The sequence below is a fragment of the Paenibacillus sp. J22P143 genome, assembly GCF_059692035.1.
In genome coordinates, this window is record NZ_JCAUAQ010000002.1 from 304728 (window position 1) to 323674 (window position 18947).

16 protein-coding genes are annotated in these 18947 nt (G+C 45.7%); 13 read left to right on the plus strand and 3 right to left on the minus strand.

From position 1 onward, the window contains the following. Positions 1-11: 11 nt before the first annotated feature. From AC58PQ_RS05140 to AC58PQ_RS05155, 4 genes are all read left to right on the plus strand, one after another. A complete protein-coding gene (locus tag AC58PQ_RS05140; RefSeq protein ID WP_497240890.1) occupies positions 12-2912 on the plus strand; it encodes an ABC transporter permease in 2901 nt (966 codons plus the stop codon). 1 nt (position 2913) lies between these two features. Beyond that, on the plus strand, positions 2914-3798 hold the full coding sequence (locus AC58PQ_RS05145) for an ABC transporter ATP-binding protein (RefSeq protein ID WP_497240891.1): 885 nt from the start codon (positions 2914-2916) through the stop codon (positions 3796-3798). 173 nt (positions 3799-3971) lie between these two features. Beyond that, the gene (locus tag AC58PQ_RS05150; protein WP_497240892.1) at positions 3972-5267 is read left to right on the plus strand and encodes a homocysteine synthase; all 1296 of its coding nucleotides are present in this window, start codon (positions 3972-3974) and stop codon (positions 5265-5267) included. A gap of 294 nt (positions 5268-5561) precedes the next feature. After that, positions 5562-6416: a M15 family metallopeptidase gene (locus AC58PQ_RS05155; RefSeq protein WP_497240893.1), complete on the plus strand. Its 855-nt coding sequence runs from the start codon at positions 5562-5564 to the stop codon at positions 6414-6416. Positions 6417-6468: 52 nt separating this feature from the next. Here the strand turns inward: AC58PQ_RS05155 and namA are convergent, their stop codons facing one another. Next, positions 6469-7473, minus strand: a complete 1005-nt coding sequence (namA, locus tag AC58PQ_RS05160) for an NADPH dehydrogenase NamA (protein WP_497240894.1) — start codon at positions 7471-7473, stop codon at positions 6469-6471. A 247-nt stretch (positions 7474-7720) separates the two neighbouring features. Between namA and AC58PQ_RS05165 the strand changes: the two genes are divergently transcribed. Together AC58PQ_RS05165 and AC58PQ_RS05170 are read left to right on the plus strand one after the other, a co-directional pair. After that, positions 7721-8737, plus strand: a complete 1017-nt coding sequence (locus AC58PQ_RS05165; RefSeq protein ID WP_497240895.1) for a Gfo/Idh/MocA family protein — start codon at positions 7721-7723, stop codon at positions 8735-8737. 36 nt (positions 8738-8773) lie between these two features. Further along, positions 8774-9745, plus strand: a complete 972-nt coding sequence (locus tag AC58PQ_RS05170) for a cupin domain-containing protein (RefSeq protein WP_497240896.1) — start codon at positions 8774-8776, stop codon at positions 9743-9745. 176 nt (positions 9746-9921) lie between these two features. Here AC58PQ_RS05170 and mtnA read toward each other — a convergent pair whose 3' ends face one another. After that, positions 9922-11004: an S-methyl-5-thioribose-1-phosphate isomerase gene (mtnA, locus tag AC58PQ_RS05175; RefSeq protein ID WP_497240897.1), complete on the minus strand. Its 1083-nt coding sequence runs from the start codon at positions 11002-11004 to the stop codon at positions 9922-9924. Beyond that, complete coding sequence (gene mtnK / locus AC58PQ_RS05180; RefSeq protein ID WP_497240898.1) at positions 11001-12221, minus strand: S-methyl-5-thioribose kinase; 1221 nt, start codon at positions 12219-12221, stop codon at positions 11001-11003. The genes mtnA and mtnK overlap by 4 nt, the downstream gene beginning before the upstream one ends. A 290-nt stretch (positions 12222-12511) precedes the next feature. Between mtnK and AC58PQ_RS05185 the strand changes: the two genes are divergently transcribed. From AC58PQ_RS05185 to sufB, 7 genes are all read left to right on the plus strand, one after another. Continuing rightward, on the plus strand, positions 12512-12670 hold the full coding sequence (locus AC58PQ_RS05185; protein WP_497240899.1) for a hypothetical protein: 159 nt from the start codon (positions 12512-12514) through the stop codon (positions 12668-12670). Between the two features lie 253 nt (positions 12671-12923). Then, positions 12924-13493: a DUF1802 family protein gene (locus AC58PQ_RS05190; protein WP_497240900.1), complete on the plus strand. Its 570-nt coding sequence runs from the start codon at positions 12924-12926 to the stop codon at positions 13491-13493. 166 nt (positions 13494-13659) lie between these two features. Then, positions 13660-14490, plus strand: coding sequence for a Fe-S cluster assembly ATPase SufC (gene sufC / locus AC58PQ_RS05195; RefSeq protein ID WP_497240901.1), 831 nt, complete (start codon positions 13660-13662; stop codon positions 14488-14490). Between the two features lie 53 nt (positions 14491-14543). Beyond that, positions 14544-15839: a Fe-S cluster assembly protein SufD gene (gene sufD / locus AC58PQ_RS05200; protein ID WP_497240902.1), complete on the plus strand. Its 1296-nt coding sequence runs from the start codon at positions 14544-14546 to the stop codon at positions 15837-15839. Then, the gene (locus tag AC58PQ_RS05205; protein WP_497240903.1) at positions 15836-17062 is read left to right on the plus strand and encodes a cysteine desulfurase; all 1227 of its coding nucleotides are present in this window, start codon (positions 15836-15838) and stop codon (positions 17060-17062) included. Before sufD ends, AC58PQ_RS05205 begins: the two co-directional genes overlap by 4 nt. Beyond that, a complete protein-coding gene (gene sufU / locus AC58PQ_RS05210) occupies positions 17049-17483 on the plus strand; it encodes a Fe-S cluster assembly sulfur transfer protein SufU (RefSeq protein WP_497240904.1) in 435 nt (144 codons plus the stop codon). Before AC58PQ_RS05205 ends, sufU begins: the two co-directional genes overlap by 14 nt. A gap of 61 nt (positions 17484-17544) precedes the next feature. Then, the gene (gene sufB / locus AC58PQ_RS05215; RefSeq protein ID WP_056624188.1) at positions 17545-18942 is read left to right on the plus strand and encodes a Fe-S cluster assembly protein SufB; all 1398 of its coding nucleotides are present in this window, start codon (positions 17545-17547) and stop codon (positions 18940-18942) included. Positions 18943-18947 lie beyond the last annotated feature (5 nt).

Below are 18947 nucleotides of genomic sequence, written 5' to 3' on the forward strand. Positions count from 1 at the left end.
GGAGGATTACAATGGCTTTATTTCTGATGATTCTCCGTAAAATGGCAAAGAACCGTTGGTTAGAGCTCAGTTTATTAATAGGGTTAATTATATCGGTTGCCCTTGCCAGCTCGATGCCGATTTATACGCATGCCATTTTGCAACGTATGTTGATCAAAGATTTGGAAGTTCAACAGACCCAAACACTTCAATATCCAGGACAAGTGACTAATCACGCCTATTTTGCCAAATCCAAAGATGGAGATAAACGATTAGCAGAAACGGATACCATCGTAACCGAGCAGATCAAGCGCTTTGGTTTGCCGATTCTCGTTTCTACGATAACCCGAAGTACACAGACTTTTGATCTTACACCCAGCGATCCTAGTAAAATAGATCCCATAGTAAGACGGTATGGCGAAATAGCTGCCATGACGGATTTGGAAAAGCATATTCGGCTTGTAGATGGCGTCATGCCTTCCAATGAGATCGTGGACGGTGTATATGAGGCGTGGGTATTTCCAGAGTTGTTGACGAAGCAGAAAATCGTACTTGGCAATGAATTAACCATCGTGAGCAATGATTTGAAGAATAGCATTCGAATTAAACCAGTAGCTGTGATTGATCGAGCAGATTTTGCTGATATGTACTGGACGACCAATAAGATGAATGATACGAATTCAAGATTTTTCATTCCTTATGCCTTATTTGATCAAGATTTTACGAAGAACGGCAATTTTACGGATATGTTTTCTTATTGGAATCATGCTTTGGATTATCATCAATTGAAGTTAGAGGGCATAGACACCTACATCGCGACATACAAAGAACTGGAGTCTTATTTTAGTCGAAATTTAGAAACCTTTACATCTAGTAATCCAACGATCACCACCTTGCAATCCTATGGGGACAAAGAGAAGAAGCTCCGTATTCTGCTTTGGTCATTGAACGTACCCGTATGTATTTTACTTGCTTTCTATTTATTCATGGTCGCTAATTTGATTACGGAACGGCAGAAAACAGAAATCGCCGTATTGCGAAGTCGAGGAGCAAGCCGAGCTCAGATTTTGATTGGATATGTGATCGAAGGCATTCTACTCGGTGGAGTTGCCCTGCTAATCGGTCCTTTTGTAGGGCTTCAATTAACGAAGGTCTTGGGTGCTTCGAATGGTTTTCTGACGTTCGTCCAGCGTGCTGCGATGGAAGTGAAGCTGAATGAAGAGGCCTATCAATATGGTTTGATCGCTGTCATCGCATCGGTTTGTATGACGCTCATCCCCGCTGTACTGGCTACACGTGTGAGCATTGTTGGTCATAAACAAACACTTGCGAGGAAGAATAAGCTTTCTTTTGTTCATAAAATATATCTGGATGTTATCCTCTTAATTGTTTCTATCTATTTATTGCAAAGCTTTAATCGCCGGATGGATGATCTGATTGCGCTAGGATTAGATTCGATGGACATGAAGGTTGATCCACTATTATTTGTCGTGCCCGCCTTTTTCATATTCGCAATGGGTCTTTTCCTGCTGAGGATCTATCCGTTGGTCATTCAACTGATCTACGCCGTCGGTCGCAATTGGTGGCCAGCCTATTTATATTCAACGCTGCTGCAAGTGGGAAGATCAACCACGCAATATCAATTCATTATGCTATTTATCATTATGACACTGGCAACAGGCATTTTTAGCGCGAGCGCAGCAAGAACGATGAATAAGAATGTGGAAGAGAAAATCCATTATAAGAATGGATCCGATATTGTTTTGCAAACGGCATGGGATAATGATGCGCCTCCTCCACAGACAGGTCCGCCAGGACCCTCCAGTGAAGCGAAACCGCAAGGAAGCGAAGGTGGGGGGAAGAAACGGGTCCAATATGTAGAGCCGCCATTCATGCCTTTCACGCAATTAACAGGCGTAGAAACAGCGGCCCGCGTATTTCAAAAGAATGATGCTTATATCGCACTTGGTAAGGATACGAAAAAAGCAACACTCATGGGGATTGATACCGATGATTTCGGTCGAACAGCCTGGTTCCGTGACCATTTGCTAGATCATCATTTCTATGACTATTTGAACGTGTTGGCTACGGATTCCAAAGCCGTATTGATTTCTAGGTCCATTGCCGAAGAAACCGGAGCCGAAGTGGGTGATGCGGTTCGGATCGGTTGGAATGATGTGGAGGGAGCTACGGCAGTCATCTATGGCATTATCGATTATTGGCCCAGCTGGAATCCGAATCCGATATTGACGGCCTCTACAAGCTCGGTGAGCAAAACAGATGCGTCAAAGCAAAGTAAAGTGGACGCACCGAAACTTGTCATCGGACATCTTTCTTATATCCAAAATAATTTAGCTGTAGAGCCTTATGATGTGTGGCTAAAGCTAAAGCCGGGGATGACGAGTCAAGCCTTATATGAAGCGCTGGAACAAAAGCATATGAAGGTCACTCATTTAGTGGATACGAATATGATGGTGATTGGGTCTAAGAATGACCCCTTCCAACTGGCAGTGAATGGCGTCATGACGCTCGGATTCTTGATAGCGATTGGCATCAGCTTTATAGGATTTCTGCTATACTGGCTACTCTCGTTATATGGGCAGATTCTACAATTTGGCGTGCTTCGTGCGATGGGAATTTCCTATCGGCAATTGATCGGAATGCTAGTCGCCGAGCAACTTCTTACATCAGGAGCAGCTGTACTGATTGGTATGATCACAGGGAATACAGCTAGCCGATTGTTCGTTCCTCTGTTCCAATTAACATTCGATTCATCCAGCCAAGTGCCGCCTTTCCAAGTCAGCTTTGATCCGAGAGATCAACTGCATTTATATATCATCGTTACGATCATGATCGGGACGGGACTCCTATTGCTCGGTACGATGCTCTCCAGAATTAAGATACATCAAGCCGTAAAGCTTGGGGAGGATTAGTATGATTCATTGTGAAAATTTAGTTAAAATTTATAAAGCGGCAGATCTTGAAGTGGTTGCCTTGCAAGGGCTTGACCTTCATATTCAAGAGGGTGAGCTGATGGCCATTATCGGCAATAGCGGCAGTGGGAAATCGACGCTGCTCAATATGCTGGGCGGTCTGGATCGACCTTCGGCAGGGAATCTGACGGTGGATGGGAAGGATTTATTGAAGTTTAAGGAATCCGATTTGGTCAGATATAAGCGAGAAACCGTAGGCTTTGTCTGGCAAAATAATGCCCGCAACCTGATTCCCTATTTGACGGCATTGGAAAATGTGGAATTGCCTATTCTGCTGCAGGGACGGCGCAAACGCTATCGTGCTATGGATTTATTGGAGGCTGTAGGGTTGAGCCATCGGAGAAATAACAAGCTGAATGAGCTTTCCGGCGGGGAGCAGCAGCGTGTCGCGATTGCGATTGCGCTGGCAAATCAGCCCAGGCTCTTGCTGGCGGATGAACCGACAGGATCCGTCGATACGAAGATGGCGAATCAGATCTTAGATTTGTTTCGTGAGTTGAATCGTAACTTCGGGTTGACTGTCGTGATCGTTACGCACGATCCGCTTCTGGCGAAGAAGGTAGACCGTGTGGTTGCGATTCGTGACGGTAAAACCTCCTCCGAAATACTGCGACGCAAATCCTATCAAGAAGAATTGCTGGAGCTGGAGCAGGGGATCATTTCTTCGGAAGAGGATTCACATGTTGAGTATGCTGTCGTTGACAAGGCAGGCAGATTACAAATTCCAGCTAACTACCTTGAATCCATAGGTGCTGCCGGCACGAATAAAGTTCGCGTAGAGATGGAGAATGGACGCATTATTCTTCTACCGCAGGACAAAGCATGAGGAGAGCTCGTAATCGAAGATGGTTTCGATTGCGGGCTTTCTTTTGTCCAAATTTCCATATTGACTTCAGGTAGAAATTTCCAGTACAATCAAAGCTACTAATCCAGTAGGAATTAGATATTATGGTTACTGGAACCATTACTAATCGAACGATTATCCTAGGAGGCATGCTGATGTCAAATTCTGAACGTAAACACTTACCGGAAACACTAGCGATTCATGCAGGTCAAAAGGTTGATCCTACGACCAATTCACGGGCGGTCCCAATCTACCAAACAACATCGTATGTGTTTAACGACACGGAGCATGCTGCTAATTTATTTGCGCTCAAGGAATTCGGCAACATCTATACACGGATTATGAATCCGACGACAGATGTATTTGAACAACGCATTGCCGCACTGGAAGGTGCGCCTGCCGCGCTAGCTGTGGCGTCAGGTCAAGCGGCCATCACGTTTTCGATTTTGAACATTGCCGAGGTTGGAGATGAAATTGTGTCTGCTTCAGCATTATATGGCGGAACTTATAATTTATTTGCCAATACATTACCTAAATTAGGGATCACGGTGAAGTTCGTAGATTCTAGCAATCCTGAGAATTTCCGAAGTGCCATTACTGAGAAAACGAAAGCCATCTATGCCGAATCTATCGGCAATCCCAAAGGGGATATCCTAGACATCGAAGCCGTCGCGGCAATTGCTCATGAACATGGTATTCCGCTTATCGTGGATAATACGTTCCCAAGTCCTTATCTGCTTAGACCCATCGAGCATGGAGCCGATATTGTGGTGCACTCTGCGACCAAGTTTATTGGAGGTCACGGTACGACAATAGGTGGAGTCATCGTTGATGGAGGGAAGTTCGATTGGTCAGCAAGCGGCAAATTCCCAGGGTTGACGAAGCCAGATCCAAGCTATAATGGCGTTGTCTATACGGAAGCCGTCGGTCCAATCGCCTATATTATCAAAGCACGCGTGCAATTATTGCGAGATTTGGGAGCGTCGCTGTCCCCTAACAGCTCATTCCTTTTACTTCAAGGCTTGGAAACCCTGCATTTGCGACTAGAGCGTCACAGCTCCAATGCCCTACAGGTTGCGAAATATCTAGAATCCCATGATTCAGTGGAATGGGTAAGTTATGCTGGTCTAGAAAGCCACCCTTCGTACTCATTAGCTAAGAAATACTTACCAAAGGGGCAAGGCGCGATTTTGAGTTTTGGCATTAAAGGCGGCATAGAAGCGGGGAAGAAGCTGATACACGCAGTGGAGCTATTCTCTCATTTGGCGAATGTAGGAGATTCTAAGTCATTAATCATTCATCCTGCAAGCACAACACATTCGCAATTAAATGAGCAGGAGCAAGCTTCAGCGGGTGTATCTCCTGGACTTATACGTCTATCTGTTGGAACAGAAGCGATTGAGGATATTATTTATGATTTGGAACAAGCCATCGTCGCTAGTCAGAAGTAAACTTGAAACATGAACCCGTTCCGCATAAAATATGAGAAGGCTGCGATTTAGGAGCTCAACCTAAATGCAGCCTTTTTTACCACATAAGAATTTAAGTTTCCGGGGATCGGAAACACAAATTCTTATTGGCGATAAAAACAACATTTAAAACGCGGTCGCTCATCCTCGAAGTACTTCGATAGAAGTTTTTCTCATCTGTTGAAAAATCACGTCAGGTATGAAACTTTTTCATCTCAAAAGCGGTCTATTACTTTGATAGGCTTTTACAACTTCTAGGGGGCATGACGACAAGAAATGAAAGACAAAATGAAAGTATCCATCGCCGTTTTTATGGCGTTATCCATCTTGGCAGGTTGCGGGAATAAAAGTGAAGTGACGCCTAGCAGTTCGCCTACGCCAACAGTGGCAGCAACACCAACAACGACGGTTTCACCAAGTGCAGAAGCGATTCCTACTACACCAGTGACCCCTTCGCCTACGGTTACGCCTAAGCCTTCTGCTAAACCAACAGCTTCTCCAGCGGCAAGCATTGTTCCGCCTAAGAATGATGTGATGCAAGTAATCGCTAGACCAGAGAGCATAACCGTTCTTGTTAATAAGCAAAATATGCTGCCATCGAGCTATGAGCCGACGGATCTTGTTTATCCGAACATTGCATTTACGTTTTCAGAAAAAAATGAAAAACGTAAAATGCGACAAGATGCGGCTAACGCGATTGAAAAGCTTTTCGCTGGCTCGGCAAAGGATGGTATCCCTTTAGCAGGTGTTTCTGCGTATCGCTCGCATGCAACACAGAAAGCGCTTTTTGACAGCTATGTGAAAAAAGACGGCTTAGAAAAGGCGAAAACATACAGCGCGGTTCCCGGAACAAGTGAGCATGAAACAGGGCTTGCCATCGATGTGTCGGGCAGCAACGGGACATGTGCGGCATCGGATTGTTTTGCAGGAACGAAGGAAGCTGTGTGGTTAGGGAAGCATGCCTGGGAGTACGGTTTCATAGTCCGCTATCCCCAAGGGAAAGATTCCATTACGGGCTATCAATATGAGCCGTGGCATTTGCGATATGTAGGAACAGACATTGCGAAGGAAATTCAATCGAAGAATTTGACGATGGAAGAATATTATCATACGGTACCAGTCACGAAGTAAACCAATGAAAATAACCCCGCTAGGACCAAATGTCCAAGTGGGGTTTCTTCGTTTACCAACCTCGTTGATAAGGCCCTGGTGGAGTAAGCTCAACGCGTAAGTCTTGAGCAGCTGATCTGGCCCAATACGGGTCACGTAATAGGACCCTGCCCAGGAAAATAAGGTCCGCGCGGTTGTTTTGAAGAATTTCTTCCGCTTGCTGCGGCTCCGTGATAAGCCCGACAGCACCTACAGATATGGTAGCTTTGGTGCGAATTTCTTCGGCGAATGGAACTTGGTAGCCTGGGAAAGTATTTGGCACTACCGGCGCATTGCCGCCAGAACTGACATCGATCAGATGGACGCCGAGCTCTTTCAGTTTCGTGGCGAAGTAGACATGATCCTCAGGCGTAAGACCGCCTTCTACATATTCATGAGCTGATATACGGACAAACAGCGGACCATCCCAGCGCGTTTGAATGGCTTGAACCGTTTCACGCAAGAAGCGGAAACGTCCCTCATTGTCACCGCCATACGCATCTTGGCGATGATTCGAATCTGGCGATAAGAACTCATTGATGAGATAGCCATGCGCTGCATGGATTTCAATCACATCGAAGCCAGCTTGCTTGGCACGATCAGCCGCATCTGCGAAGGCCTTTATCGTATCCTTAATGTCCGTTATCGTAGCTTCCGTAGGCGTTTTGAACGTATCTGAGAAAGGAATGGCAGATGGCGCTATGATCGGGGGATCAAGAACTGCTTTTCTGCCTGCGTGAGCTAGCTGAATGCCTACATGTGCGCCATGACCATGGATGGATGAGACAACACGTTTCAAGCCATCGATATGAGTATCCTCCCAGATGCCTAAATCTCGCGTTGAAATGCGCCCTTGCGCAGTGACTGCAGTTGCTTCGAGTATAATAAGCCCAACTTGGCCAACGGCCCGTGTAGCATAATGAACGTGATGCCAGTCTTTGATTTCACCGGAATCGTCAGAAGCATACATACACATGGGTGACATAACGATGCGGTTTTTGAGGGTTATGTCGGCAATTGTATAAGGTGTGAATAACATGCGAAATCAACTCCTTGTATGGAATTAGAACAATCCATTAATTGTATACTATTCACATTGGAATTATCAAGTTTAAACGGTTCATTAAAATGCTTGACGTTACAGTCATTCTATCCTAATGTTCGAATAAGATCATATTCGTTGGATGTCGCAATTTTGCACCTTCAACTGTCGTCAATTTGAAATTTATCCGCATTCAACCCCATGATACAATGAAGCCAAGTCACTTATTTGGAGGTCTTTTAGGATGAAAGTAGCGATGTTGAGCTTCTGGCACGTACATGCAAAGGATTATGCAAAACAGGTAAACGAACACCCAGATACTGAAATTGTCGCGATTTGGGACGAGATTGTGGAAAGAGGTCAGCAAGAAGCCGAAGAGCGAGGTGTAACCTTCTACGCAAGTCTCGAAGAGCTTTTAGCAAATCCTGAAATAGAAGCAGTCGTTGTAGATACACCAACAAATCTTCACCGAGATGTAATCATCGCTGCCGCACAGGCAGGTAAACATATTTTCACAGAGAAAGTCATTGCTCCTACGCTTCGCGAAGTGAATGAGATCCTCGCAGCTGTGGAGGAAGCAGGTGTAACCTTAACGGTCTCGTTACCGCGTTTGAATTCACCATCTACGCTTGCAATCCAAGAAATTGCCCAGAAAGAGCTGTTGGGTCAAATTACACTTGTCCGCACGCGACTCTCTCATAATGGCGGAATTTCTACCACTGCGAATCCCAATGGTTGGTTGCCGCAGCATTTCTACAATGCCGAGCAATGTGGTGGCGGAGCTCTAATCGATCTTGGCTGTCATCCCATGTATCTCAATCGTTTATTCCTAGGTTTACCTGTTGCTGTAAGCGCTTCTTATGGCTTTGTGACGGGTAGAGAAGTTGAAGATAATGCCGTATCGTTACTCCAATATGAGAATGGTGCATTGGGTATTGTTGAAGCGGGCTTTGTGAATGCTTTCTCACCTTTTGTCATTGAAGTTCATGGCACAGCAGGCAGTGTATTGTACTCCGAGCAAGATGGACGTGTCATGCTGCGTACGAACAAGCTAGAAGAAGCGGCGGGACAATGGGTGGCTTATGAGTCTATTCCAGAGGCTAAGCCGACTGCGTTCGATCAATGGGTATCACATATTCAAAATGGCACCAAAGCCACTGAAAATATCGCATTGGCTGTGGACTTAACGAAGCTTATGGAAGCTTCAAATCTGTCAGTTGCAAGCAAAAGCCAAGTCCGCTTGGATTCCTTGGTTAACTAATGTTTAGAAGCTGGAAAGGAAGCGGTGTTTACCGGTATGAGTCAACCCTTTTACTTCGAACCCATGCTAGAAAATCCGATGGCTTTAGATCGCCTGGAATTAAGCTTCCGCTGGGGGGCTTACGGACTTCGGGTATTGCGTTGTCACCTGACCTCCTTTCCAGCAGGAGCAATCGTTGATTATCATCAGCATTCCGAGTACGAAATTCACTATATCCCCTGCGGCAAAGGGAGAGTCATTCTGGATGGGATTACACATCCACTCCATGAAGGACTGCTCTATGTCACAGCCCCCGGCGTCATCCATCGGCAAGAAGCGGATGAGCTTGAAGCCATGGGGGAGCTATGTCTCCATGTGGATATTGTGAAGCTTACTCAGAAGGAGGAAGCAGGTTCTTCTATGACTACTCCTGGTTGGGGCGAGGAATGGGAGATCGCAGAAGCGGAAGCCTGCATCGGACAGCTAGGTGAGCTGCCCTATATTCCGGCTGTAGATCGCCATGAGGCGATGAAATGCTTCCTCGTTGCTTATGAAGCTTGGCGGAACAATCAGTTGGGACAGTATACGATTATTAAACAGTCCATTGTTCAGATGCTGCTAAGGACAGTAAGTGCCTATAGACCGGACCAGCAGGGCGTGAACCTGCCTGCCCGTGATATGAAAAGCTATCGCTACCAGATGGCTATACAGTTCATGGCTGATAATTTTCACCGTCCCCTTACGTTAGAGGGAGTAGCTGATCGGGTGCAAATTAGTTCGCGGCAGCTCCAACGTATTTTCAAAGAGAAGGCGAATGTGTCGTTTAGCGAGTATTTGGAACAAGTACGTCTCAAATTCGTGTGCAGTGAGCTGCACCAAACAACGCTTACTTTAGAAAAGATTGCAGAGCGCAGCGGGTTCACATCCAGCAATTATTTGCACTATGTGTTCAAAAAGGCGCACGGAACGACCCCCAATGCCTATCGTGAAAATAGGCTGCCCCTGCCCCTGCACGCGAGCATCATCTAGAACCCAAAAAGAGCTGTTCGGAAGTAGATTTCTCTACTTCCGGACAGCTCTTTTTAGTGAAATACGAGTAAGCAAGCAACCAAGCACCAATCAACTAACAGGAAAAACAAAACTACATTTAATTTCTAGGAGATCGCTTTAAGGCCCGTTTCGAATCCGAAAAGCCCGTACTAGGTCTATTCGAAAAGCCTGCGCAGATTTTCACCGTAAGGAGCTTGAACGATACCTTTTTCCGTGATAATCGCGGTGACATACTCATTCGGCGTCACATCGAACGCAGGATTGAACACTTTCACACCAGCTGGTGCTGTACGTTTGCCAAAGCCTTGCGTGATCTCGTCCTCATGGCGTTCCTCGATCGGAATATCGCCGCCAGTCGGCGTGTTCAAGTCGATGGTGGACAATGGACTTGCCACATAGAACGGGATGCCATGTGCTTTAGCCAGCACAGCTACGCTGTACGTGCCGATTTTGTTGGCTACATCGCCGTTTGCAGCAACACGGTCCGTTCCCACGATGACCGCTTGAATCCAGCCCTTCGCCATGACCGCGCCGGCCATGTTGTCACAGATCAGCGTGACATCTACGCCTGCCTGCTGCAGTTCAAAAGCCGTTAGCCGCGCGCCTTGCAGCACGGGCCGTGTTTCATCGGCGAACACTTTGATGTTCATCCCTTGTTCCTTCGCCAAGTAGAACGGCGCTAGCGCCGTGCCGTACTTGGCGGTTGCCAAACCGCCGGCGTTGCAGTGTGTCAGCACGCCGAACCCATCTTCGAACAGCGTGAGCGCATGTTCGCCAATCCGGCGGTTGGTGTCTTCGTCCTCCGCCTGAATGACTTGCGCTTCTGTTAGAAGCGCAGCCTTGAACGCATCCGGGCTCACGCCCTCGGCTGCCAAAGCACTTGCTCTCGCACGCATGCGATCAAGCGCCCAGAACAAGTTCACCGCTGTCGGACGTGACGTCGCCAGGTAATCCGCTTGCTTCTGGACTTCCGCCAGAAGCCCATCAACCGTAGCATCGCCGCCGCGGATGCCGAGGTACACCCCATACGCGGCGGCGATCCCAATCGCAGGTGCGCCGCGAACTTTTAAGTGCCGAATCGCTTCCCACACCTGGGTAGGTGTCTCCAACGGCAAATACACAATCTCCTCCGGAAGGAGTCGCTGATCCAGCAAATCCAACTGCTGGCCATTCCAGCGCAAGGATTGCAAAGCACCATGCTCTTGGTTTTTATCTTCTACATTGTTCGTTGTCGTCATAGTACGTAACCTCTCTCTGCTGCTCGTGTTGCGATTGCAATTAGCTCATCAATCGATGTAACTTGACGGTTCGCGCGAATGCTGGCTGTGCCGATCGTTAAAGCCATACGCTGAGCGCGTTCTCTCGCTGCAGCATCTTCAATTTTATCAATATCAGCGACGTGGGCGAGCCCGATTACGCGTCGTACCATTTTGGCGCCTGCGAATCCAACCGTATCACGCAGCAATTTAGACATGAAATAATCTTGATAACCTGGAGCCGTAAAAACACGATCTACCCCATGATCGTTCCATAACGTACGGAAATTTTGTTCGAAATGAGTCCATACATCCTTAACCGTTTCAGTTAAATAAGCACGATAGGCGGAACGGCTTACTTCATCCTTGCTCCAACCTTCTTGTGCAGCAAAGTTGAGAAGGAGGTTGGCAAGAACAGCGCCAATATCGAAGCCCATCGGTCCATAGTAGGCGAATTCAGGGTCAATGACTTTCGTAGAATCAGGTTTGATGAAAATACTGCCCGTATGCAAGTCGCCATGAAGCAGAGCTTGCGCCTGTGTTAAGAACTTGTTGCGCAGAATCGCAACTTCGAAGTGAAGTTCTTTGTCTGCCCATAGGTGTTCGGCTACATCACGGATAGATGCTTCAAAATTGTTCGTTTCCGCATCACGATAAGGATCATCGAAGATTAAATCCTCGGTAATTTTGCATAGCTCAGGGTTGATGAAGCGTCCCAGCTGGATCTTCTTTTCTTGTTGATTTTTGCCTAAGTCCGAAGTGAAGAATAAGGTATTAGCTAGAAAACGCCCGATATGCTCAGCGAATAGCGGGTATTGATTGCCTTCAATTAAACCTCTGCGCATAATGACATGATCGCTCAAATCTTCCATGACCGTCAGGGCAAGATCAGCATCGTAAGCATACACATGTGGAACAAGGTCTGGAACGTGCCCTTCTTCAATAATCAAAGCTTCACTCTCGATACGCGCGCGGTCAAGCGTCAGCGGCCAAGATTCCCCAACCACTTTGGCATAAGGAAGAGCTTGCTTCAAAATAATACTTTTTCCTGTAGCAGCTTCAGTTATACGAAATACGAGGTTTAAATTCCCATCTCCGATTTCTTGGCTGGCTAGATCAGCACCTGCATGAAATAATTGCGGAATACGTCGTGCGTATTCGATGGCTTGCGCTTCCGATAACGGATGATAAGTGGACATAAACGTGCCTCCTAAAAGTTTTCGTCAGAAAACTGACTTCGTAAGCGTAATCTTAAGTGATTGGAATTAAATCCAACTAATTTACTGAGTATTAATATTCTTTACCTAGTATAAGACAAATTGATTCCGCATGAAATACACTTTTCATAAATGTCGGTTATTTTACATAAAATCCACGAAATAACCGTAAATTAACGTGTACAATTTACACAATCTTCAACTCGCTCAAACATCCCCATAATGAAAACCAGATATCCTAGAGACAAAATGGTTTCGAAGGATGTGGGATAATGAAAATCCTGAATGTCATTGTTGCCGTAGTGATAACTACAGTTTTCCTATGGTTGGCTTCTCATGCAGATACGCCTGACACTACCCGCGATCCGAACCCAATGAAAGTGAATCAAGAACAGTTTACCCGAATAGAGCAAGCGAATTACGCTGAATAAGAGAAATGAGAAAACCTCTATCGCAGCCATTCGAAGATGAGCGACCGCGTTTAAAGGTAGGTTTTATCGCCAATAAGAAAGCTATTTTCGGTAACCGAAAACTTATACTTTCTTATGTGGTAGGAAGAAGGAATGGCCGAATTATTGCGCCGTTCCTTTTTATTTTTCCTGAAATATGTCGATTTTCATTTGTTTTGCTTAGAAAGTTTATTTATAATAGATGGATTAATGAGGAGAACGAGGAGTTGGCGTCATGGGGCATGGTATGGCTTTAAAGGAATGGGCATCAGCGGTCAAGGCACTAGAAACGGGTTCGCAAATTTTTATTATGCGCAAGGGAGGTATTGTCGAAGAAACAAGAGATTTCCAAGTGGAATCGAATGATTTCTTTCTCTATCCAACGTATGAGCACCAGAGAAAAGAACTACTGAAAGAGCAATATCGCGGGGTTATCGATGAAACTTTGGTTAATTGGAGCGCTGAAGATACACATGTGACGATCAGCTCCTTTGCCCGGATGGTTGAAGATATTGAAGTGAGCGATCAGGAACAGCTAAATCAGTTATTTCCATTTCATATTTGGACAGAAAATTTCACAGAAGAGCGTTTGAAGTGGAAACGTAAAAACCCGCTGCATATAATGATTTTAAGGGTATATACGCTTAATCAACCGGTTCAAATTGAGATCGAACAGGCCTATATTGGCTGCAAATCATGGATACAGCTGGGGGCATCCGTGCCGGATGATTCCGCGATGACCCCTGTGTTGAATGAGGAAGAATTTACCGTACAAGTTGCTGAAATTAAACGTACTTTGGCGTAAAAATTACGTAGTATTTCACAAATCGATCTCCTTTTTCACGCGAATGCCCTTTCTTGATTTGTAACAGTAAGTTATAATAGAATTATTCTAATGAGAATCAGTGATAATCAATACATGTGGTTGTCATCAATCAAGTACACTCAAACATTATGGAGGCTTAAAGAAAATGGCAAATTCATCAACATTTACAATAGACGGTCTGAAAGCGACCATCGAAGGAAAGGAAATTTTGAAAGGTCTTAGCCTAGAAATCAAAGGCGGCGAAATTCACGCGATCATGGGGCCGAATGGTACTGGTAAAAGTACATTGGCATCCGCGTTAATGGGCCACCCTAAATATGAGGTAACAGAAGGCTCTGTCACTTTAGATGGCGAAGATGTGCTTGAAATGGCAGTTGACGAGAGAGCACGCGCTGGCTTGTTCTTGGCGATGCAATACCCAAGCGAAATCACTGGCGTAACGAATGCTGACTTCTTGCGAAGTGCAATGAATGTTCGCCGCGGTGAAGGTAACGAAATTTCATTGATCAAATTCATCCGTCAAATGGAAGCGAAAATGAAGCAACTGGAAATGAACCCTGAGTTCATGCACCGTTACTTGAATGAGGGCTTCTCCGGCGGTGAGAAAAAGCGTAATGAGATTCTTCAAATGCTTTTGCTTGAGCCTAAATTCGTTATCCTTGATGAAATCGACTCCGGTCTAGATATCGATGCATTGCGTATCGTTGCTGAAGGTGTGAATGCTATGCGCAGCGAAGAGCGTGGATTCTTGATCATCACGCATTACCAACGTTTGCTGAACTACGTTAAACCTGATTTTGTACATGTTATGATGCAAGGCCGTATCGTGAAGTCCGGTGGTCCAGAGCTTGCTGAGCGTCTGGAAGCGGAAGGTTACGACTGGATCAAAGAAGAACTCGGCATCGTTGACGAAACTGTTGGTCAAGATACGGAAGAATTCAAAGTACCAATGAACACGCCAGGGCCGAAGTACTAGGAGATGAGAGACTTTGATCTTAGGGTCAAAGATACTTATAAATGGAGGAAATCATGAGCACTAAAACAACACTTTCCATCGATTCTAACGCTGTTATCGAGCTCTCCCGCAGCAAGCAAGAGCCGGAGTGGATGACAGCCCTTCGTACAGAAGGGTTAGCGTTAGCGAGTTCGTTGGAATTACCTATACTAGAAAAAACAAGAATCGACCGTTGGAGCATTTCAGCTTACGGTTCCTATAAAGAGCAAGCAACTTTGAGTTCACTTGATGCACTTCCTGAAGTGACTAAAGGTTTAACTAATTCCGATAACCTGATTGTGCAACGCAACTCCGGTATCGTGTACAACCAAGTGTCTGAGGATTTGAAAAAGCAAGGCGTTATTTTCACTGATCTTGAAACAGCGATTCGTGAGCATGGAGATTTGGTTAAGCCTTACTTCATGAAAGCTGTTCAAGCGAATGAAAATCAGCTGACAGCTTTACATGCGGCATTGTGGAATGGCGGTATCTTCATCTACGTTCCGAAAAACGTAGTCGTTGATATTCCGCTTCAAGCACTGTTTGTAGCAGATGATGCAGAAGCTACATTTGCACCGCATGTTCTGATCGTTGCCGAACAATTCAGCTCCGTGACGTATGTAGATAACTTTGTGTCCTCTGTTGGTGACGCAGCTCTTGTACAGAACGGAATCGTTGAAGTGTTTGCAAAACCAGGATCACGCGTAAGCTATTCATCCATTCACAGCTTGGAAACATCTGTAACTGATCTCACGTATCGCCGTGCGATTCTTGAAGATGATTCCCGAATCGGCTGGGTTGTTGGTGAATTGAACTACGGGAATTCGATGTCCGATACGACATCCATTCTCAAAGGTAAAGGGTCCGACTCCGATGCGAAAATTATCTGTGTGGGTACGCACGAACAGAAACTAAATCTGACGACTCGCGCTGTTCATTGGGGCAAAGCGTCTACAAGCGATATGATTACTCGTGCGGTTATGCGTGATAGCTCTACAGCGATCATCAACGGGATCACGAAGATCGAAAAAGGTGCACAAGGCTGTAACGGTCAACAGACTGAGAAAGTCTTGATGCTTAGCCCGAAAGCACGCGGAGACGCGAACCCGATTCTTTTGATTGATGAAGATGATGTTAAAGCTGGTCATGCAGCGAGCGTTGGACAAGTGAATGCAGAACAAGTTCACTACCTGATGTCCCGTGGAATTACGAAGGAAGAAGCTCAACGCTTAATTATTTACGGATTCTTGGCACCAGTTATTTCCGAAATTCCAGTTAAGAGCGTTGAAGAACAGCTGCAAAGCTTAGTGGAGAGGAAGCTAGGACAATGATACCTGCCGAGATACGTGAACTTTTTCCCATTCTGAAGCAAGAAGTGAACGGTCATCCTCTGGTTTACTTGGATAGTGCTGCTACTTCCCAGAAGCCAATTCAGGTGATTGAAGCACTGAAGCATTATTACGAGTGGGATAATTCTAACGTTCATCGCGGGGTTCATACCCTAGGTTCCCGAGCAACGGATGCGTATGAAGGAGCTCGAGCCAAAGTGGCTAAGTTCATCGGCGCAGCCAGTGAGCAGGAAATTATTTTCACTAGAGGCACGACAACCGCTATTAATATTGTGGCAGCAAGCTTTGCACAATCGGTCCTTCGTGAGGGCGATGAAATCGTCCTTACACCGATGGAGCATCACAGCAACCTAATCCCTTGGCAGCAAGCTGCTAAGAAATCAGGCGCCATTTTAAAATATATTCCGCTACAGCCTGACGGATCCATATCCCTTGCAGATGTTGAAAACACGATTACCGATCGTACGAAAATCGTTTCGATTGTGTATGTGTCCAACGTGCTAGGCGTCATCAACCCGATCAAAGAAATCGCACGTATTGCACATAAGCATGGTGCCAAAATCATGGTCGATGGTGCGCAAAGCACACCGCATATGAAGGTGGATGTGCAAGATTTGGATTGTGACTTTTATGCGCTATCTGGACATAAAATGTGTGGTCCTACCGGAATCGGGGCATTGTATGGGAAGAAGTCTTTGTTAAATAACATGGAGCCAGTCGAGTTTGGCGGGGAAATGATCGATCATGTCGATCTTTACGAGTCAACCTGGAAAGAACTTCCGTGGAAATTCGAAGGCGGAACGCCTATCATTGCAGGAGCGGTTGGGCTTGGCGCTGCAATCGACTTCTTAACTGAAGTCGGCATGGATAATATATATAAACATGATATTCAACTTACGAATTATGCATTGGATCGTATGATGCAGATCGAAGATCTAGCTGTTTACGGGCCTACCACGAATCGTGCAGGACTTGTAACTTTCAATCTTGGAGATGTTCATCCACATGACGTAGCAACCGTGCTGGATTCAATGGGCATTGCAGTTCGTGCCGGTCACCACTGCTGCCAACCGCTTATGAGATGGTTAGAAGTTAGCAGCACAGCTCGTGCGAGCTTTTATCTATATAATACGGAAGATGATGTAGACCGTCTTGTGATGGCCTTACAGAAAACAAAGGAGTACTTCGGCGATGCAATTGGATGATTTATACCGTAGAGTAATTATGGATCACTATAAAACTCCGCGCAACCGTGGGAAGTTTGAGTCCGGCGAGTCTGTTACGATTGATCTAAACAACCCAACCTGTGGTGATAAAATTTCACTTCAGATGCAGGTTGAAGAGGGTATCGTAAAAATGGCGAAATTCACAGGCGAGGGTTGCTCGATTAGCTTATCCTCTGCATCCATGATGACGGACGCAGTCAAAGGCAAAACCATCGAGGAAGCACTGAAGATGGCCGATGATTTCTCTGGCTTGATGAAGGGCGAACCTGTCGATTTCGAATATGAAGACATTGAAGCCCTATCTGGGGTGAACAAATTCCCAGCCAGGATCAAATGTGCAACTCTTGCGTGGAACGCTCTTCGCAAAGGGATTGAACAATCTCATAAGACCGATAACTAACGCATTTGCGATGGAATAGGTAACTATAGGTAAGGAAGAGAACGTTAAGGAGGAATCAACCATGGCTAAACAAATGCCAGATTTAGAGGATTACAAATATGGTTTTAGAGATGAGCACAAATCCATTTTCCAATCCGGTAAAGGCTTGACTCGTGAAATCGTTGAAGAAATCTCAAGAATTAAAGGCGAACCAGAGTGGATGTTGGAATTCCGTCTGAAATCACTTGAGCAATTCTTCAAAATGCCAATGCCGCGTTGGGGCGGAAACATGGATGACTTGGATTTCGATGATATCCAGTACTATGTTCGTCCATCAGAAAAGCAAGGTAAAACGTGGGAAGAAGTTCCAACGGAAATTAAAGAAACATTCGACAAGCTTGGTATCCCTGAAGCAGAGCAGAAGTTCCTAGCTGGTGTATCCGCTCAGTATGAGTCCGAGGTTGTTTACCACAGCATGCAAAAAGAGCTTGAAGATCAAGGTGTTATCTTCACAGATACAGACACAGCTCTTCGTGAATACCCAGAGTTGTTCAGACAGTATTTCGGAACAATCATTCCTCCTGCTGACAACAAATTTGCAGCATTGAACAGTGCAGTTTGGTCAGGTGGATCTTTCATTTACGTACCAAAAGGCGTGAAATGTGAAGTGCCTTTGCAGGCTTACTTCCGTATTAACTCCGAGAACATGGGTCAATTCGAGCGTACATTGATTATTACGGATGAAGATAGCTTCGTGCATTACGTTGAGGGCTGTACAGCTCCAATCTACAGCACAAACTCCCTTCATAGCGCAGTAGTAGAAATCGTATGTTTGAAAAACTCCCGTGCTCGTTACACAACGATCCAAAACTGGGCACCTAACATCTACAACCTCGTTACCAAACGTGCGGTTGCAGAAGAAGGAGCAACGATGGAGTGGGTTGATGGTAACATCGGATCCAAGCTTACGATGAAGTACCCAGCTGTTGTTCTTAAAGGCCGCGGAGCTAAAGGGATGGTTCTTTCCATCGCTGTTGCGGGCAAAGGTCAGCATCAAGATGCGGGCGCGAAAATGACGCATCTGGCACCAGATACAACATCGACGATTGTTTCCAAATCGATTTCCAAGCATGGCGGTAAAGTAACGTACCGTGGTTTGGCTTCCTTCGGGCGTAATTCCCAAGGTTCCAAAGCTAACATCAAATGCGATACGTTGATCTTGGATAACGAGTCCACATCGGACACAATTCCTTACAATGAAATCTTGAACGATAACATTACGCTTGAGCATGAAGCAACAGTATCCAAGGTTTCTGAGGATCAATTGTTCTACCTTATGAGCCGTGGTCTTACCGAAGCAGAAGCTACGCAAATGATCGTTATGGGCTTCATTGAGCCATTCACCAAAGAACTTCCGATGGAATATGCCGTGGAAATGAACCGTCTCATCAAGTTCGAGATGGAAGGCAGTATCGGTTAATCTCC

Bases quoted from the DNA above. Each gene is read 5' to 3' on its own strand.
- AC58PQ_RS05140 (WP_497240890.1), top strand. From the start codon at position 12: ATGGCTTTATTTCTGATGATTCTCCGTAAAATGGCAAAGAACCGTTGG.
- AC58PQ_RS05205 (WP_497240903.1), top strand. From the start codon at position 15,836: ATGATACCTGCCGAGATACGTGAACTTTTTCCCATTCTGAAGCAAGAA.
- sufU (WP_497240904.1), top strand. From the start codon at position 17,049: ATGCAATTGGATGATTTATACCGTAGAGTAATTATGGATCACTATAAA.
- AC58PQ_RS05150 (WP_497240892.1), top strand. From the start codon at position 3,972: ATGTCAAATTCTGAACGTAAACACTTACCGGAAACACTAGCGATTCAT.
- namA (WP_497240894.1), bottom strand. From the start codon at position 7,473: ATGTTATTCACACCTTATACAATTGCCGACATAACCCTCAAAAACCGC.
- mtnK (WP_497240898.1), bottom strand. From the start codon at position 12,221: ATGTCCACTTATCATCCGTTATCGGAAGCGCAAGCCATCGAATACGCA.
- mtnA (WP_497240897.1), bottom strand. From the start codon at position 11,004: ATGACGACAACGAACAATGTAGAAGATAAAAACCAAGAGCATGGTGCT.
- AC58PQ_RS05170 (WP_497240896.1), top strand. From the start codon at position 8,774: ATGAGTCAACCCTTTTACTTCGAACCCATGCTAGAAAATCCGATGGCT.
- AC58PQ_RS05145 (WP_497240891.1), top strand. From the start codon at position 2,914: ATGATTCATTGTGAAAATTTAGTTAAAATTTATAAAGCGGCAGATCTT.
- AC58PQ_RS05155 (WP_497240893.1), top strand. From the start codon at position 5,562: ATGAAAGACAAAATGAAAGTATCCATCGCCGTTTTTATGGCGTTATCC.
- sufD (WP_497240902.1), top strand. From the start codon at position 14,544: ATGAGCACTAAAACAACACTTTCCATCGATTCTAACGCTGTTATCGAG.
- AC58PQ_RS05190 (WP_497240900.1), top strand. From the start codon at position 12,924: ATGGGGCATGGTATGGCTTTAAAGGAATGGGCATCAGCGGTCAAGGCA.
- AC58PQ_RS05165 (WP_497240895.1), top strand. From the start codon at position 7,721: ATGAAAGTAGCGATGTTGAGCTTCTGGCACGTACATGCAAAGGATTAT.
- AC58PQ_RS05185 (WP_497240899.1), top strand. From the start codon at position 12,512: ATGAAAATCCTGAATGTCATTGTTGCCGTAGTGATAACTACAGTTTTC.
- sufC (WP_497240901.1), top strand. From the start codon at position 13,660: ATGGCAAATTCATCAACATTTACAATAGACGGTCTGAAAGCGACCATC.
- sufB (WP_056624188.1), top strand. From the start codon at position 17,545: ATGGCTAAACAAATGCCAGATTTAGAGGATTACAAATATGGTTTTAGA.